At 37.3% G+C, this 18,617-nt stretch carries 11 protein-coding genes; 9 read left to right on the forward strand and 2 right to left on the reverse strand.

All coding sequences use genetic code 11. From position 1 onward, the window contains the following. Positions 1 to 821: 821 nt before the first annotated feature. The 8 genes from CWB62_RS16115 (at position 822) to CWB62_RS16155 (ending at position 13,981) form a co-directional block, all read left to right on the forward strand. Positions 822 to 1,031: a hypothetical protein gene (locus CWB62_RS16115; RefSeq protein ID WP_138529424.1), complete on the forward strand. Its 210-nt coding sequence runs from the start codon at positions 822 to 824 to the stop codon at positions 1,029 to 1,031. 470 nt (positions 1,032 to 1,501) lie between these two features. Continuing rightward, positions 1,502 to 2,572 carry a hypothetical protein gene (locus tag CWB62_RS18760; protein ID WP_212746522.1) on the forward strand — a complete coding sequence of 357 codons (1,071 nt, stop codon included), beginning with the start codon at positions 1,502 to 1,504 and terminating at the stop codon, positions 2,570 to 2,572. A gap of 166 nt (positions 2,573 to 2,738) precedes the next feature. Next, positions 2,739 to 5,198, forward strand: a complete 2,460-nt coding sequence (gene hsdR, locus CWB62_RS16130; protein WP_138529428.1) for an EcoAI/FtnUII family type I restriction enzme subunit R — start codon at positions 2,739 to 2,741, stop codon at positions 5,196 to 5,198. 118 nt (positions 5,199 to 5,316) lie between these two features. After that, positions 5,317 to 6,789 carry an N-6 DNA methylase gene (locus CWB62_RS16135; RefSeq protein ID WP_138529430.1) on the forward strand — a complete coding sequence of 491 codons (1,473 nt, stop codon included), beginning with the start codon at positions 5,317 to 5,319 and terminating at the stop codon, positions 6,787 to 6,789. Continuing rightward, positions 6,789 to 8,519 carry a restriction endonuclease subunit S gene (locus CWB62_RS16140; protein WP_138529432.1) on the forward strand — a complete coding sequence of 577 codons (1,731 nt, stop codon included), beginning with the start codon at positions 6,789 to 6,791 and terminating at the stop codon, positions 8,517 to 8,519. Before CWB62_RS16135 ends, CWB62_RS16140 begins: the two co-directional genes overlap by 1 nt. Before the next feature lie 2 nt (positions 8,520 to 8,521). Beyond that, positions 8,522 to 10,729 (forward strand): McrB family protein, encoded by a 2,208-nt coding sequence (locus CWB62_RS16145; RefSeq protein ID WP_138529434.1) that lies wholly within the window; start codon positions 8,522 to 8,524, stop codon positions 10,727 to 10,729. A 2-nt stretch (positions 10,730 to 10,731) separates the two neighbouring features. Further along, positions 10,732 to 13,314 (forward strand): nuclease domain-containing protein, encoded by a 2,583-nt coding sequence (locus tag CWB62_RS16150; RefSeq protein ID WP_138529436.1) that lies wholly within the window; start codon positions 10,732 to 10,734, stop codon positions 13,312 to 13,314. 58 nt (positions 13,315 to 13,372) lie between these two features. Continuing rightward, positions 13,373 to 13,981, forward strand: a complete 609-nt coding sequence (locus CWB62_RS16155) for a hypothetical protein (RefSeq protein WP_138529438.1) — start codon at positions 13,373 to 13,375, stop codon at positions 13,979 to 13,981. A 493-nt stretch (positions 13,982 to 14,474) separates the two neighbouring features. Here CWB62_RS16155 and CWB62_RS16160 read toward each other — a convergent pair whose 3' ends face one another. Together CWB62_RS16160 and CWB62_RS16165 are read right to left on the reverse strand one after the other, a co-directional pair. Further along, positions 14,475 to 16,037, reverse strand: coding sequence for a tyrosine-type recombinase/integrase (locus CWB62_RS16160; protein ID WP_138529440.1), 1,563 nt, complete (start codon positions 16,035 to 16,037; stop codon positions 14,475 to 14,477). A 123-nt stretch (positions 16,038 to 16,160) separates the two neighbouring features. After that, positions 16,161 to 17,831 carry a site-specific integrase gene (locus tag CWB62_RS16165; protein WP_138529442.1) on the reverse strand — a complete coding sequence of 557 codons (1,671 nt, stop codon included), beginning with the start codon at positions 17,829 to 17,831 and terminating at the stop codon, positions 16,161 to 16,163. Between the two features lie 259 nt (positions 17,832 to 18,090). On the opposite strand from CWB62_RS16165, the gene CWB62_RS16170 reads away from it, so the two are divergent. After that, the gene (locus tag CWB62_RS16170; RefSeq protein WP_138529444.1) at positions 18,091 to 18,342 is read left to right on the forward strand and encodes a YfhL family 4Fe-4S dicluster ferredoxin; all 252 of its coding nucleotides are present in this window, start codon (positions 18,091 to 18,093) and stop codon (positions 18,340 to 18,342) included. The last annotated feature ends 275 nt before the right edge of the window (positions 18,343 to 18,617 follow it).

Genomic DNA, 18,617 nt, shown 5'->3' on the forward strand with positions numbered 1-18,617 from the left:
AAATTTGTGTGAATTAAACCTATAAAGTAAGGCCTCCTCTTAAAGAGGAGGCCTTACTTTATAGGTTATTCTTTATTTCAATTAGGCAAAAATATTACGGTATTCATTGCAAGACGTTGCGCGTTTGCTCTTTTAATGAAACAAGGGATTAAACCATTAAAGAGAAGCCGCTTTCAGCGGATGGTCTCGTCGCTGCGCTACTCAACCATTGGGCCTAAAACGCACGCCAGCTCTGGTGTTGCTCCGCAACGAGCTGACTCGACGCGCTATCGCGCTAGCGTTGTAGACCCAGCGCGAATGCACCTCACTACGCTCTGTACCAACCGCCATACTGCCGCGCCTGACAATGCAATGGGTGCCCCATAATTTGCATTTTTCATCTGCTGTAATTTTCTACGAAAATTATGGTTCGATATCAATTTGTGCCAAATTTTAATCGAATTTCGCTGATGCGAAACACTATCGCGGTTGGTACAGACCAGCTGTACATTCGCGCGGTCTCCATGTGTCTGCGGCTTCGCCTACAACACATTACGCGCTTGTTGGCCTCATTCTGAGGCGCTTTTTTGCAGTTTTTCGTGCCGAAAAATGCGTTTTTTATAACGTCTTTCAGACAAAACCGCCTTCAAATTAAACTTATTAATGAATTTTTTAGATAAATAGGAAAGGTTTTTTGCTTAAAAAAAATTAAGTAAAAATAGAAGAGGAGTTAATGCCTTATACAAACTGTTTGTTGCTGAGCTGCGCAGTCAAACAGTTTGTTTTTTATCACGAAATCATTAAATTTGAAAGTATAAATTAATGATTATTAAGGTTAAAAAATGAAAAATAATGACGCTAGTGATATTGCTATTAATCCAACAACAGGATTACCTATCACAAATGCGAGCGCTAACATCTTAGACGTTGGGGGCAATGTGATGGGCCAATCTAATCGAGTAATGACTGTTTACGAGATAGAAGATTCGATAGCGGATTTAAACGATGATGGCTGCTTTGATGCTTTTGACCCGTTCGATGACGGCTTTTAATGCCCAAAATTTTGAAAGCTATTAGTCGATATCGAATAGAAATTGTTTATTCGACTATTACTTTTAGTGGCTCATCTATATTGTTTTTACAGTACAAGTCGACTCAAAACTTTGCCTGGTTTATAGCTCTGAGTTTTTTTTGCACTAAAATGATTATTGGCATTATTAATTATGAAAAATATTGCCAGAGTAATAAACGCGCCATGAAAAGCATGCTCAAATATTTGTTATTTAAATTTGTATAAAACTGTTTATTTGTCCTAAACGCAAAGCGTCCTGATTTTATCAAGGCGCTTTTTGAGTTTTATGGTTCAGAAAAAGTGTGACTCTAATACTCAAGTCTATTTCTATGCTAATACTTGGTGATATTAATAAAAAATATTGTAAACTCGACACTTAAAAAATAATTGTCCGATCTCTCTTATTTATATTTTCAGAAGTTGGGTATTGGTTAACAAGGAAGTAAATTAATGTATTACAGTGAAGTCAAAGAGCAGTACCTTGCTCATTTAAAGCAATCAAAAAATAGCATTACCGCTTATAAAGCCATAGTAAATTATAGTAATAAAACACCTACTGAAATTTCCGACGAGTCTTTTGAGTACTTAGAACATGAGTTTGAGGGAGTGTTTTTTACTCAGGGAAACAATAAGAGGCAAATATTAAAATCTACAGGTAAATATTTAATTGGTTTTTTATCATTAGGTGGTACTTATCACCTAGCACTTCAAAATAAACATTACGAAGACTTACACAACAGCTTGTATAAGCCAGTATTTGAAAGCTTAAAACTGATTAATGATGAGACTAATAAAGCCTTAAATTCTATCGGTTTTACATTAGAGAAAACAAATAAGCTTTTGAAAAGAGTTGGAAAGGTTTTACAAACTAAATCTAATGTTAAAAGTGACAGCAAAGCAGTTGATCAAAAAGTAACTTTAATTCAGTTAAAGCAGTTCTCCGATGGTTTCAAAACTTCACTCAAAGCAGGGTTTGGTGGTTTAGTGGGTGGTACTTCAGCTGTTGGTGCTTGGGGCGTCGTTACCATTATAGGTAGTGCATCTACAGGTACTGCTATTACCTCACTCTCTGGTATAGCTGCAACAAACGCAACACTAGCTTGGTTTGGTGGTGGCTCTATCGCTGCAGGTGGAGCTGGTATGGCTGGAGGGTTTATGGTTTTAGGTGGCATAATAGCAGCTCCCGCAATGTACTTTGCAGTAACAGGTTCATATAAAAAAGTCGAAAAAATAAAGATGAAAAAAGTTGAATTGTTGGCAGAGATAGAAAAGCTAACATCCCTTGAATCTGAAGCAACGGCTCATCTTAAAGCCGTCCAGCAGCATCATTACCACATTACCGAGTATGCCAATCACTTTGGTAAGTTGCTTGAAGATAACTTGAGGGTGTTTAAAAAACATAGCTCACTTAAGTATAAAATTTTTGGCGGACAGATGAGCGTTAAGCAAGAAAAAGCTTTTAACCTTCTGAACCAATATAGCAATGAGTTACTATTTCAGCTTGGTTATAGCAATAATTAGCTTAATACTTTTATTAACTCAACTAGCTAACTTTTAATATCTTTTATTTTTGCTTATTCACCCTATTTTATATAGCATCACTAAACAGCATGAAACACGTTGAATCAACGAGTTGTACGCAAAGCCTTGTTGGCTCATAGCGTAGTATTTAGGGATGGTTTAAGTTATGGATAAAAGAAAGCTCAGCGAAACCGATATAATCAGTAAGTTTATTCTACCCGCAGTTAAAACCGCAGGCTGGGATGATATAACCCAAATACGCCAAGAAGTTAAATTACGTGACGGTAAAGTAATCGTTCGAGGGCAACTTGGTGTACGTAAAACGGTTAAATCGGCTGACATAGTCCTTTACCATAAACCTAGCATGCCGCTTGCTGTCATTGAAGCTAAAGCAAATAAGCATGAAGTAGGCAAAGGCCTACAACAAGGCTTAGATTACGCCAGGCTGCTTGATGTACCGTTTATATTTGCTTCTAATGGCGATGGCTTTATTTTCCACGATAAAACCAAGCTAGGTACGCCTGATGCGCATAACCTCGAATCTGAAATACGCTTAGAAGACTTCCCATCACCGCAAGAGCTTTGGGCTAAATATTGTGCCTACAAGGGCTATACAGAATCGCAACTTCCTATAATAAACCAAGCCTATTACGACGATGGTAGTGGTAAGCACCCGCGTTACTATCAGCTCCAAGCCATTAATAAAACAGTAGAGGCTATATCGTCTGGTAAAGACCGTGTATTACTAGTTATGGCAACAGGAACCGGTAAAACCTATACCGCGTTTCAAATCATATGGCGCTTATGGAAATCACGCGCAAAAAAACGCATCTTGTTTTTAGCCGACCGCAATATATTAGTAGATCAAACGCGTATTAATGACTTTCAGCCGTTTGGTACGTCAATGACCAAAATTACCGGCAGAACAATCGACCCTGCTTACGAAATACACCTAGCACTTTATCAAGCGCTTACAGGGCCAGAAGAATCTCAAAAAGCCTTTAAGCAAGTAGACCCTGACTTTTTCGACCTCATTATTATTGACGAGTGCCACCGTGGTAGCGCAAGTGAAGATAGCGCTTGGCGCGAAATACTCACCTACTTTAAAGGGGCTGCTCAAGTTGGCTTAACCGCGACACCAAAAGAAACAGATGAAGTATCAAACACCGATTACTTTGGCGACCCCGCTTATACCTATTCTCTAAAAGAAGGTATTGAAGATGGCTTTTTAGCACCATACAAAGTGGTACGTGTCGACCTTGATGTAGATCTACAAGGCTGGCGACCAACAAAAGGGCAGGTTGATAACAACGGTGAAGTAATACAAGACCGTATATACAACCAAAAAGACTTTGACCGCACAATGGTGATTGACGAGCGTACACAACTAGTGGCCGAAACCATTACCAACTATTTAAAACGTACAGACCCTATGGCTAAAACCATTGTGTTTTGTAACGACATAGATCACGCCGAGCGTATGCGCCGCGCCCTTGCCAATTTAAACCCTGAGCAAATGGCTAAAAACGATAAATACGTAATGAAGATCACTGGCGATGACGAACTAGGTAAAGGCCAGCTCGACAACTTTATAAACCCTAAACGCCCATACCCAGTTATTGCTACCACTTCAGAGCTTATGACCACAGGGGTAGACGCTAAAACCTGTAAGCTAGTAGTGCTTGATCAGAACATACAATCAATGACCAAGTTTAAACAAATTATTGGTCGTGGTACCCGTATTGACGATCGCTACGGTAAGCTTTGGTTTACGATACTCGACTTTAAAAAAGCTACCGAATTATTTGCCGATGAACGTTTTGATGGTACGCCAGAAAAAGTAATTAAGGTAACGCCAACCGATATTGAAAATGAAGACGTTGATATTGAGTCACAAGACGATACAACCGGCGCAGAGCAGCCTGATAGCGTATTCGACGATCAATCAACCGCTGACGATACAACCGATGCTAATAACGACACAATTAATGACCCCAAAGGCGGTGGAGCGCTTGATGGTGAATGGGACGATGAAACAAATAAAATGGTTAAGTACCGTGTATCAGGTGTCACCGTTAATAAAGTCGCAGAGCGAGTACAGTATTACGATACCGACGGCAAACTGGTTACCGAGTCATTTATAGATTACACCCGCAAAACCATGAGCAAGCAATACAGTTCACTCGACGACTTTGTAAAGCGTTGGAACGAGTCAGATCGCAAACAAGCAGTCATCGACGAGCTTGCTGAAGAAGGCATTATTTGGTCAGCGCTTGAGGAAGAAGTAGGCAAAGACATGGACCCCTTCGATATGATCTGCCATGTAGTTTACGACCAACCCCCATTAACTCGTAAAGAACGCGCAGATAACGTACAAAAGCGTAACTATTTCACTAAATATTCGGGTACCGCGCACACCGTACTCGAGAACCTTCTGTTAAAATACGCAGATGTAGGCGTGCAAGAAATAGAATCTATGCAAGCACTTAAAGTAGCGCCATTTAACCAAATTGGCAGCCTAAGTGAAATAGTAAAAAAAGGCTTTGGTGGTAAAGCACAATACGAGCAAGCGCTTAAAGAGCTCGAAGCCGAAATTTACCAAATGCCAACACCTAAAATAGCTTAATTATATGTTTGCTGTCTCTTTATATGAGCGACAGCAAAGCATTAAATAAATCAAAATAAACAGCTTTTATATTTGCTTTTAGCCGCTGTTTATAAAAATAATCAAACAAGAGAAAACTATGTCTATCAGTTCAGCTATTAAATCAATTCAAGATATCATGCGTAAAGATGCCGGTGTCGATGGCGACGCACAACGCCTTGGTCAAATGTCGTGGTTACTATTTTTAAAAGTATTCGACGCGCAAGAAGAAGAGCTAGAGCTTGAATTAGATGACTACCGCGAGCCAATCCCAGAGCAATTTTTATGGCGCAATTGGGCGGCCGATAACGAAGGTATTACGGGCGATGAGCTTTTAGAGTTTGTAAACGATAAGCTATTCCCAGAGCTTAAAAACCTAACCGCACCTATAGATAAAAACCCACGTGGTTATGTAGTCACCCAAGCCTTTAGCGATGCCTTTAATTACATGAAAAACGGCACGCTACTACGCCAGGTTATCAACAAGCTAAATGAAATAGACTTTACCGACTCAAAAGAGCGCCACTTATTTGGCGACCTGTACGAGCAAATATTAAAAGACTTACAAAGCGCAGGTAACGCGGGCGAGTTTTATACCCCGCGCGCAATCACTAAATTTATAGTGGCAGTAACCGACCCAAAACTAGGCGAGTCAATCATGGACCCAGCCTGTGGTACCGGTGGCTTTTTAGCGTGCGCGTTCGACCATATAAAAGCAAACTATGTTAAATCGGGCGACGACCACCAAATATTGCAAAAGCAAATACACGGCGTAGAGAAAAAACAACTCCCGCACTTACTGTGTACTACCAACATGATGCTTCACGGCATTGAGGTACCGGTACAAGTTAAGCACGGCAATACCCTAAATAAGCCGCTTTCAAGCTGGGATGATCAAGTAGATGTAATCATCACCAACCCTCCATTTGGCGGTACAGAAGAAGACGGCATAGAAAAAAACTTCCCAAGCGACATGCAAACTCGCGAAACAGCCGACTTGTTCTTACAGCTCATTATAGAAGTGCTCAACACTAAAGGTCGAGCTGCGGTAGTATTGCCAGACGGCACCTTATTTGGTGAAGGGGTAAAAACCAAAATCAAAAAGCTATTGGTAGAGGAATGTAATTTACACACCATAGTACGCTTACCTAATGGTGTATTTGCCCCGTACACCAGTATTAAAACTAATATATTGTTTTTTACTAAAGGCACGCCAACCAAAGACGTGTGGTTTTACGAGCACCCCTACCCGGCAGGGGTAAAAAACTACAACAAAACTAAACCAATGAAGTTTGAAGAATTTAAAACCGAACTTGAATGGTGGGGCAACGAAGCAGACGGCTTTGCCAGCCGTACTGAAACAGAACAAGCGTGGAAAGTATCAATCGACGATATTATTGCCCGTAACTACAACCTAGACATTAAAAACCCCCATGTAGGCGAGGTAATCAGCCATGATCCGCAAGCGCTATTAGCCGACTACTCAAAGCAGCAAGCCGACATACAAGCACTGCGCGATCAGCTTAAAGGCATATTATCAGCAGCCCTTTCAAAAGATAGCGAGGGCAAGTAATGGCTGAGTCAAATACACCAACCACAAATACCGAGAGCTTAATCACCGAACATCTTGATATTTGGACGACAGCGATTGAGCAAAAATCATCAGCAGGTCGAGGCTCATCTAAAAAGTTTTCACTTCATGGCATTAAAAAACTGCGTGAGCTTATTTTAGAGCTCGCAGTGCGTGGAAAATTAGTACCACAAGATCCAAATGACGAACCAGCCTCAGTGTTGCTAGAGCGCATAGCCGCTGAAAAAGCGCAGTTGATTAAAGATAAAAAAATCAAAAAGCCAAAAGTACTTCCTGAGATTAGTGAGCACGAACGGCCAATTGAATTACCTAAAGGATGGTCAGTAGCTAGGTTAGGTGAAATGTTCCATATTGTTTATGGTAAAGGGCTGTCTAATTCCGAGCTAACGGAATCTGGATATGAAGTATTTGGTGCTAATGGAATTATAGGTTATTACTCTGAGTACAAATATGAAAAAGAGCAGTTATTAGTTTCCTGCCGTGGTGCTTACAGTGGTAAGCCGAATATATCCCCGAGTCATTGCTTTGTTACGAGTAACTCACTTGTTTTAGAAAATACTTGGCAACTAATTTCTCTGAAATACTTTTTTTACTCGTTAGCAATTGCGGACAAGAAAGATATCGTAACAGGCAGTGCACAACCACAAGTAACGACAACTAATTTAGAGCCATTTACTGTTCTAATCCCTCCGTATGAAGAACAACAACGCATCGTTGCTAAAGTCGATGAGCTAATGGACTTGTGTGATAAGCTTGAGGCGCAAACTGAAAATAGTATTGCGGCACATCAAACATTAGTTGAAGTGCTGTTAGAGGCCTTGCTGAAAGCTCCAGAGCAAACCGCAACACCGGAACAAGCCAGTGCACAGTTCCAACAAAACTGGCAGCGCTTAAGCGAGCACTTCGATACGCTATTCACCACCACTGCCAGCATCAACACGCTAAAACAAACTATCTTACAACTAGCAGTAATGGGCAAACTCGTCCCACAAAATCCAAACGACGAACCCGCCGCCAAACTCCTAGAGCGCATAGCAGCAGAAAAAGCCCAACTGACTAAAGACAAAAAAATCAAAAAGCAAAAACCACTGCCCGAAATCACCGAAGAAGAAAAACCGTTTGAATTACCTAGTGGTTGGGAGTGGTGTAGGCTTCCTGATTTAGGTGAGTTAGCTAGGGGAAAGTCCAAGCACCGTCCGCGTAATGATCCAAAGTTATATAAAAACGGGACCATCCCTTTAGTTCAAACCGGTGATGTAGCTCGCTCAGTTGAAGTTATTGAAACCTACACAGCTATGTATAACGAAGTAGGCCTAGCACAAAGTCAGCTTTGGCCAAAAGGTACATTGTGTATCACCATAGCAGCAAATATTGCTGATACTGGAATTCTTGGGTTTGATGCTTGTTTTCCTGATAGCGTAGTGGGTTACACATGTTTTGAGGACCAAATTCCAACGAAGTATTTCGATTATTTTATTCGAACAGCAAAGGCTAATTTAGAGAAATTTGCCCCTTCAACCGCCCAAAAGAATATAAATTTAGAGATACTTAGCCAAGTTTTGGTTCCTTGTCCTCCACTCGAAGAATTTGAAAGGGTAGTTAATAAAGTCGATGAGCTATTAACTTTATGCGACCAACTCAAAGCTCGTTTAACCGACGCACAAACCACTAAACTTCACCTAACGGACGCCATAGTCGAACAGGCGGTTTAGTTATGGCTGAACCAAGTACTGTATATAGCCTCAATGTTGTAAAAGATCTGGCGGATAGTGAGTTATACCAAAAGCTCTATGAGAGTTGGGGAATAACCGGTAAAAAAATCGATGTTTGGGGTGAGCTTAGTATGAATGAATCCGGTAACTGGGCTGGAGTTCGTAATGCTAAAACCCTTTCGGGTAACCAAACAATAGAATACCCATTGTCGGGTTCAAATGATTTACAGTCTGGTGTGTTTTTAAATCCTGCGATGGCAAAAGCTTTCTTGGGGAGCAATAAAAAGGTCATAGTTGCATGTCAGCTAGTATTGGCGTCCCCAAGGCAAAGAGCAAGTAAAAATAATCCATTTTTGCTCGCCGTAGATGAAAATACAGTAGAGCAGTTGACTGATTTAACAAGTGTCTTATCTGAGTCTGAGCGCCAGGATATTGTTGAAGATTCAGAAAATACGTTAATACGCAAAGCTGTGTATGATCTTGAAGTTAAAGAGACTAAAGAGCAAATAGAATTAGAAATAGATGCTTTAAAACAGTCATTACAATCTACCAAGGCACAGACAGAACAAGAGGTTAAAAAGCTTGAAGAAGCGCAAGGGCTGAGTCAGAAAAAGGTGGATGACTTAGAAGACGTTTTAAAACGGCTCGCTCTTGAATATGAACAGTTAAGTGAAGATAAAGAAAACGTTAGCCAGAGCATTTCCGTGAGTAAAGCTGAGCTAGAAACGATGGTAGTAAGGTATCGAAAAGTCGAGGAAAGCATGGTAAAAAAAATAGAAAAGCTAAAAGCATTCATAGAAGAAAAGGCTGTTTTCTTAAAGAGTTTTGAATTTATTGATGATGATGAATTTAATAGTTTTGTATCTAATATTACTAAAGTAAGTGAGCGACCTGAACATATTGAGTTTAGTGACCACCTAAACGGTGATTACAAGCAAGCGGTATCTTATATTCAAGCTTATCTCAAAGAGCGCGATATACTTTATTCCCGCCATATTATTGAAAATTACCTTACCCTTATTAGAAGTAATGACTTAATTATTTTAGCGGGAGATTCTGGCTCAGGTAAAACTAATTTGGTTAATTCGTTTGCTGATGCTGTTGGCGGTAAATCTATTATTATTCCGGTAAAGCCGAATTGGACTAGCTCTGAGGATTTGTTAGGTTATTACAATCCTTTAGAAAAAAAGTATTTAGCAACTCCGTTTCTTGAAGCATTAATAGAGGCTCAGCAAAACCCAGAGGTTCCTTATTTTATTTGTTTGGATGAAATGAACTTAGCGAGGGTTGAATACTATTTTGCTGATTTTTTATCAAAGCTTGAAGAAAGAAATAAAAAACCAGAGATTCAACTTTATTCAGATGATGAAGCATCGCATGTATTAGCTGAGCTTAAAGGCGTTGTATCTATTATTACTGGGGCTAAAGAAAAATATAATAAAAATGGTGTTACCGATTTTATAGCGCTTATGCAAGATGAAGATGTTAACAATGAAATGAAACGCGCATTCGGCTTTAGTGATAAAAATTCTCTTATAAAATATCACGGTGACATTAGGCGCATGCTTGCAGGTGTAATTAGTACTCCGTCGTCTATAACTATCCCTTCTAATGTTCGTATTATTGGCGCAATTAATATTGATGAAACAACACATTATTTGTCTCCTAAAATTTTAGATCGCGCTCATATAATGAAGTTTAGAAGCCCACTACTGAGTGATTGGGATAAGATTATTCGTGAAATAGACTCTTATGATTATGAAGATGTAACGCTGCCAATTGTATTTAATATAGATGAGCTAGGTGTAAGAACGCCATATCCTAAATACTCTGTGAATGATGACTTTTGTATACAGTTTAAAGAACTAAATAGCCGATTCTTTTATCCTTTAGGTGTTGAATTTGGTATGCGAACGATTAGGCAGGGGCTTAATTATCTGGCGCTTTTTAAAGATGTAAATGAAGACAAAGAGCAGGCTATTAATAATTTTATTATTCATAAAGTACTGCCTAAGTTTACTTTCGATGGTAATAAAAAGTCGGACAAGTCTGACAAGTTAGATTTACTTAATAGGGTTTTAAAACCGCTGTTAGAAGAAATATTAGAAAGCCATGAAAATATGGATGAAGAGTTTTCGAGTATCGTGGCATTACAATCAATTATTAATAACGCGAAAGATAATGACGGTGTTGTTAATTACTGGGCATAAAAATGAAAGCTGAATTTGAAGCTAGATATGTTGATATTACCTGGTATGACAAGAACACTGTATTGGGCATTACTGAATCGCTGTTGCCTTTAGATTGTCAGTATGAAGTAGACAAGTATATTTGTAGCACGGTTATATATCCAAAAACTGAGGGCATTGAATGCGGACAGCTTGCGTTTAGATTTCTAAAAACAAGTACAGCCGAACCTTACTTTATAAATGGTGCTGATGACAAAGTTGCCTTAAAAAGGGTGGTTGATACAGAAACCCTCAAAGAATGGTGGATAGAAGCTGACAGCTGGTCTAGTAAAAGCAAGCGCTGGCAAGGGAAGGCACATAGAACCGCTGGAAGTATAAAAGTTTATTTAGCCCACGAAGTTTGCCAAGTAAATATTGGATCGTATGATTTTACTTTAGAACAGCTAGACACTTACTTGGCTGACTTTAAAAGTGACTTATGGGAGTTGATTTTAGACGAGCAAAGTTACGTAAAAGGTAAGGGGAAAACAGTTAACGAGGGTGGAGTTACACAAGATACAATTACACTGGTTAATAACCTTCTTTCCCATTGTCAAAATATTTTAAAAAATCCCAAGGCTGAGCTAAGAGAAGTTCAAACTCTAAAGCCAAGAAAGGCTGTAAAACCAGTTAATCGTACTTTTATGGAACTAGCTACAAAAGGAGGTAGCAAGCTTCTTACAAGCCGAAGCACAGAGCCAAGTTATAATGTTCCTGAAAATCGCTATATTCTTTATGTGCTTGAGCGGCTGTATAAAATTATAAAGCAATTAGTGGTGATTTCTCAAAATAAAACGAAGCGCTATGAATCAAATGTACTAAAACTAGGGTCACGTTTAGAAGCATTTGTTGAAGATAAACTGATAGATAAAGATTTAGTAAAAAAAGACTTAGAAAAGCTAAGAGATTCTTTTAATAAAGAAATTTTATCAGCTAATTTACAAAAGCAGCTCGAATTATTTAATCGAAATGGTTCAAAAGAGCAAAATGCTTCTGTATGTTTTTTAAAAACTGGCTCAATGACAAAGGGCGGTGATTCTTGTTTTTTAGCGATTAAAAATGAATATAGCGATAATTGGTTTGAGACTGAAGTTGCCACTCAAAATGTGTTTTTAAGGCAAGGTGAACCATTTTTTTTTAATCTGCTAGAGCAGGGCTTTGAATACAAAATTATGGGAAACCTGAAATATAAAAGTGGGTTTTCAAATGGTAAGTACTGGCATACTTATGAGTTAATAAGTATGAGTAAAATAAAAATAGTGGGTGGTGATAAGTTAACGCAAAGACATGAAAGTTTTAAGGCAGAAAGAAGCAAAGCTGTCCATTTTAATCATAATAACTGGGTAAAAAAACTTACTAAGAATGAGCTAGCCGAGCAAGAGCGTGAAAAGCGCTCAATTCAAAAGCGACTAGATTTTTACGCTACCCAAGAAAAGTATGTAGGGATCGTATTCAATAGCCTAGAACCTAAATTACTCAAATTTAAAGCGGCAATAAAAAAGCTAAAGAGTATGGGCGTTAAAGCATCTTCAATTTTTCCTAACTCAATGACATTCGTACAAAACCCTGATTATCAATTTATTCATTCTGGTTATAAAAAGATACGCGAGTTAACGAGTTTAACTGATGATGATTTGTTACTGTCTCTTGAGAGAATTGAAGAGATAGGTTTGATTAATATGCCTCTTCTTTATGAACGTTGGTGCTTACTTCAATTGATAAAAGTGTTAGTCCAAAACTATGGCTATACACCAACGGATGACTGGAAAAAAGAGCTTATAAATATTATTGAAACTAAACAAAATTATCAAAGTTTGATATTTGAAAACGATAGCTTAAAAAGAAAAATTAAACTTAGTTACGAACCAATGCTAGAAAATGGTAAAACGCCAGACTTTGTGATGGACGTGTTTTTTACTAGAAAAAATGGTGAGGATTATAAAAAGCGTTTTGTAATGGATGCAAAGTTTTACTCAAACTCTGTACTTCAAAAAGCAGGAGGGATTTCTGGGGTTGTAAAGCAGCTATATAAAGATAAAGATTATAGTGAAGAAGGCAGAAATACAGTTTTTATTATTCATCCTGTTAAATCAGCAATTACTGAAAAAGTATCTCCGCAGTCATGGGGTAATAATAGTTATTACGGCGAGTTAGCTTTATTTGATTGGGATAAAAACAGAAAGGAATATTTTCATCAATACGGTGCTATTTGTGCTAACCCTATTGAAAGGCTGAATTACTTAGATGAATTTCAGCGTATGGTAGGAATGTTCCTACAGTATGGTATTGAAAATAATACACTAAATGGCAAGGTTGATGATGTTGAATCACATAATTTCTGTATAGCTTGTGGATCGCACGATCTAATAGTAATAGAAAATAACAAAAATAACCGAATCAAATCTGCGTGGTATGAATGTAATCAATGTAAGCACTTTACTACATATAACCATTGTAATAGGTGCGATACTAGATTAATTAAAAATGGGGACTATTGGACTTACCACTCACAAAAGCCAATGGAACCATTGAATATCAAATGTCCATCATGTGAGAGCTTGTTGTAATTAAGCTACGAGATATTAAGTCTGACTTGAGCATTATTTAAGAAAGTTGAGAATGTAGTTGAATATAAAATTATTATTTAAGTTGTTTATCGTTTTTTCGCTAGCCTTTTCTTTTGTTGCTATAGCAAAAGATGTAAAAGTTAAAGGTTACTATAAAAAAAATGGAACATATGTAAAACCTCATTACAGATCAGCACCAGATAGCTCAATTAACAATAATTGGACAACTAGAGGGAATGTAAACCCATATACAGGTGCTGATGGTACAAGAGTTAGGCAATATGAATGGGATTCAGGAAATACATCCTATTCCAATGACAGTAATAGCTATGACAGCGACATATACGATCCCCATTATTCAGATAGGGATAACCTTACGGATAGTTCTAATACATTTACTCAGCAGGATAAAAGTGAACAATATATGGGTGATGTATATGATGGTACTTACGATTTAGATGAGTATAACGATACTGAAAACCCTTACTATCAATCAAAATATATTGAAGCTGAAGGCACTATTGATTTAGTAAGTGATGCGAAGCTAGCTAAGGTAAGTTCAAATGATAACCAAATAGAAAATAGTTATTCGATCAAAGCTACTGGTCTTTTAATAACTATAATTACATTACTAATCTTCGGGTTGGCTATATTTAAGAGGAAATAAACAACCTGGATTACTTACATTTGTGAAAAGAGCAAAATAGGCTGACAATGATTTTTTGTTACACCACATGTTACACCGAGTGTTTTTATTAAAAAATAGTTTTATTAAATCAGATGCTTGGGGTTTTAATCTAGTGGTTGCAGGGGGGGGCAATTAAATCAATAGCTTACATTTTTTCTTTCTTATTTAATTTATGTGTAGCATATTTATTTGAGTGAGAATATAAACTTTAGCAAGTTAAAGGATTAGCTTTTGTTAGAGCAGATTTTTAGTAATATACAGCAAAATTATAATTTATCTCCAACAGTTGAGGTTGGTGAAAGAGATTCTTTATGTAGGTTCTGCAAGTTAAATGATGTGAAGTTCAGCTAGGCCAAAAGCATCTGATATTTTTGATATCCCTGCTTTTATAAGAAATCAATCTGCACCACCTATTAAAAGCTCTTTATAGGTTTTGTAAGCAAAGAAAAAGTTGTATTGCAATATGTAAGCTTTACTCTAATATTTGCAAAGGGCGGCTCTTTTTAAGCTTTTGGGTTTGCTGAACTATATTACCCCAGATAGTGGAATAAGCACTTATTGTGCTTTTGACTTTGGCGATGAAATTATTTGAATAATCTAATTTTAAAAATGATTTTTTAGTCGTTTTGTTTTTTAACTTAGCCTGTATTTTTACTTCTTTAAGTATTTCCTTCTCAAATAGGGAAAAGTTTTTATAAAGTGCTTTAATATCAGTGTTATATATTTTATTCGAGTGGTCATAATGTTTACTCATCGGATCGTGATCTGAAACAGAGTGATGAAGCATTTTTTTAGACTCAATTTCAGCAATTGTTGATGACCCAATTTTTTTAGTTAGCACTTCTTTCATATGTGATTTTAAGAAGCTGCGAAGTAGTGTTGGAAATGCTCCGGCTGAGCCTTTTATATTTATGTTATCTCGCGGGGCCGCTACCATGTCTTTTGGCGCATGATATTTAAGAGTTCGGTTTAAACTCTCTTTACTAATGGGTTTTGAGTTGTCTTTAACCTTGCAAAATAAGTAGGTGCGGTTTATGTCTGGGTTTAATTTTAACTCTTGTTGTATTGCTTTTTTCATCTCGGGTGTGAGTTGTATTTTAAACTCTTTTTGGTTTTTCATAGCACCGCGAGTGGTATGAGTTGTTTCAGGAAACGTTAAAAATTTAGGATTATTTAAATCATCTATATACGATAGACGAAGGTTGCAAATATTTATGGGTCTTAGCCCAGTAAACATCATCAGTAGTACCGCATTTATTAATGTATTATTTTTAGCTGTTTTTAGGTTTATGTATAGCTGAGAAATTAGAGATATATCAGTATATGCCTTACAAGGAATAGGCTTCGCCGTTCGAGAAGATATATAATTTTTATCTACTTCTAGGAATGGATTAGTGCCATTATTATATTTATTTTTTGCGAACACCCACAGCTTTCTCATTTGCTCGAATAGCTTAGCCACATGCGGACCACTTTTTTCTGTTAGTAGTTGGTCAAGCGTGGTTTCTATTATCTCAGGCGTAATAGTCTGAAATAACATATCTTTGCCAAAGGCATTTTGAATTGCATTAAGGTAAGAGCTGTAAGTTGTTACTGTGGTTTCAGCTAACTTGCTAGGGCTATGTTTATTTATTGCCTGTAAGTTTTCTACTTGTTTACTCACTACAAATTCGAATGTGTAATTAGAGGTGTTTTTTTTGTATATTTCGGCCGCTTTTAATTTCGCTGCTGAAAAACTCATAACATTAGAGTCACCAATCTTTGTGTTTTTTATGCCATGTTCTTTTTTAAAATGAGTAAAAAATTTAATAATGCCATCATGCTGGAATACAATTCTTATTTGATCTTTAAGCTGATACTTTGAAAGTCTTCTTCCTTTTTCTTGCGCCAATATAATAGTCGCAAGACTGGCTAGCTCTTCCATTGACTCGTCATTGTACGGTGGCTTAAATGCATTAAATTCAGCCGTGCAAAGGTCACGACTTTTAATCGTGACCTCACATGGTTTTACTGAATTTAATACTGATGTTGCCATTAATATAAAAACCTTAAAAAAGTTAAAATCATCAAATAATTGATGAGGTATCGCTCTAATAAGGCAATGATATGAAATTAATTTTTTTAACAAAAACTTTGGTAAGTCCAAATTAAACTTTTTTTAATTATTTTTTGCTTTGGCTTGGTCACTTAAATATCTCTCAACGACAGCTCTTCCTTCTTCGGTTAAGATCAAATCTTTTGCTACTCTGCCCGTATCACCAAGTGGCTGATTAATGAAGTTTACATAACTGCCTTTGTGAACTAAATGAGCTTTAATTCTATCTCTCAAGGCTTTTTTATCGTTATTTTCTTTTAGGTTTTTAGCTTGTTTACTTTGCATACCTGTAAGTCTGAGTTGTTGGCTTTCGAGTTCTTTCGCTCTTTTTAAAATACTGGCTTCATGAATTTTGAATACATTAAATTTGAGCTTTGTTGAAGTGCCAAATAGCTCTTCAGATTTATCATAATTCAAGCCGTTTGGATCGTCCTCTTTTCTGAGGTGATGCAGCGCGAGTCTGGTGAGTTCCTCTGCGTGTTTAAAATGATAGCCGTTGGCAACCATAATCGCTTTTGCGTTGGATTTAAAAAAGCTTCGGCACATTGTGCAAAATGCTCCCGCAGATCCTTTCATAACAATGTTTCTTTTATCTCCTTTTACTGCATCAACAGGGGAGTAATCTTTGATGATTTTGTCCAGCGACCTTTTAGCAAATGGTTTGTTAAGATCGCGAGGCTGAAGAAATATGTGAACAGGGTTACAGTTAGGGAGCGCATTTTCCATCCAGGCTCTTTGCTCTAAAATAATGGCGCGCATGGCTTTGGTTAAGGGCAGCTTATATTCTTTTTGGTTTTTCATTTCTCCACGAACCCCAACAACAGATGCCGGAAAGGTAATTAATGTTGGGAAGTTGGTACTATTGAGCCACTCCCACTTCATTTGTGGAATATTGATCGGGCGTATGCCTGTTAATATCATAAATCGAGCAGCATTTTTCTGATGTACATTAGGGGCTGCTGCGAGGTTTATCCATAATTCAGCTATCGAATCTAAGTCTGTATAAACTTGGCAAGGACGAGGGCTTTCTACACGGTCAGATACGTAAAAGTCATCGATATCAGCTGCTGGGTTTTTACCTGAGTTAAATTTGTTTTTAGCAAATCGCCATACTCTTCTAATTTGTGCAAAAAGCTCGATTGCTTGGTTATTGGACTCTGCCATGATAATTAAATCTACAATTTTTTCTAACTCTCCTGCTGTAAGAGACTGGAATGCACGCTTAAGCGGAAAATGATGCCTAAGCTTTTTTATTCTACATTGGTATGTTCTGAGCGATGAAGCTGCAAACTTGGTGGGTGCGTTGTTATGGCGCTCAATTAGGCTTTTCTCGTAAGTATCAAAAACTGTTTTGACAGTGTGGTTGTTTAAAACTCCCTCCTGCATTTGAGCAGTGAGCTTACGCGCTTTTGCTATTGTTAATTCAGGTGCTTCACCTAACTTGGTATTAGCTATGCCAGATGATTTAGGGAAGTTAGAGTAGAAAATAGCAGCGCCAGACTTGGTGAAAATTAGTCGAATATGGTGTTGCGCTTCGTATTTCGATAACCTTTTAGTCCTACTAGGTTTAAAGGCTTGTTTATAAGTGCTTTTTTCTTCAAAAAATATGATGTGTTGAGCCAGCGTAGCACACCGATTTATGTGCTGCATAGAAAATGGCGGTTTGAGCTGGTTCCATTCTAGTTTTGCTTTCGTATATTGAGCTTTGTTAAGCGTTGATAAAGAGTACTTCACTTTGTTATAACCTATATAAATAAAGGCCTCGCGGCGATTTTTATTGATTGAGATCAACAAAGCAACAGAGAAAAATAGGCATAATTCGCGGCTGTAATTTACACCTAAAAATAAAATGGTGTGTTACGAATGTGTGCTACGATTAAATAAAAAATAAAGGTTTTTTATTGAACTACACTTGTATGAAAAGCAGTCAAAAAACATTTCATTTAAATCTATGTTTATGTTTTATAATGATTTTAATTGAAGGGGCTTAAAAGTGGCTCTACTCATAAATAGCAAATGCATTAACTGTGACATGTGCCATCCCGAATGCCCGAATGAAGCTATATACATGGGGGCTAAAATCTATCAGATAGATCCTGAAAAATGTACCGAGTGTGTTGGGCATTATGAAAATCCAACCTGCATCAGTGTATGCCCAATAGATTGCATAAAACCTGATCCCAACTGTCGAGAAACTTTAGATAAGTTAGCTGATAAATATGTACGTATTATTAGTAAGTCATAGAGTCTAAAAACTTTACTCTTAAAACTAGATATATAAGTAATTATATAAGTAGTAAGTAGTAGAGAATTTTAAGAATGTATAAAACTGCTACCTCAATAAGAATGAAATAAATAGTTATGCGACTTTGTTAAACTCATTAGATGGGCTTTTTATAAGCTATTTAATATTCTTTAGCACTCTAATTGTATGCCTTTCATACTAAAAGTGTTTTTATTCAAAAAAGCGTGAATTAAGCATTGACCCCCACTCGAATATCCCTATAATGCGACCCCACT

Source organism: Pseudoalteromonas sp. S408 (assembly GCF_005886645.1).
Taxonomy (GTDB): Bacteria; Pseudomonadota; Gammaproteobacteria; order Enterobacterales; family Alteromonadaceae; genus Pseudoalteromonas.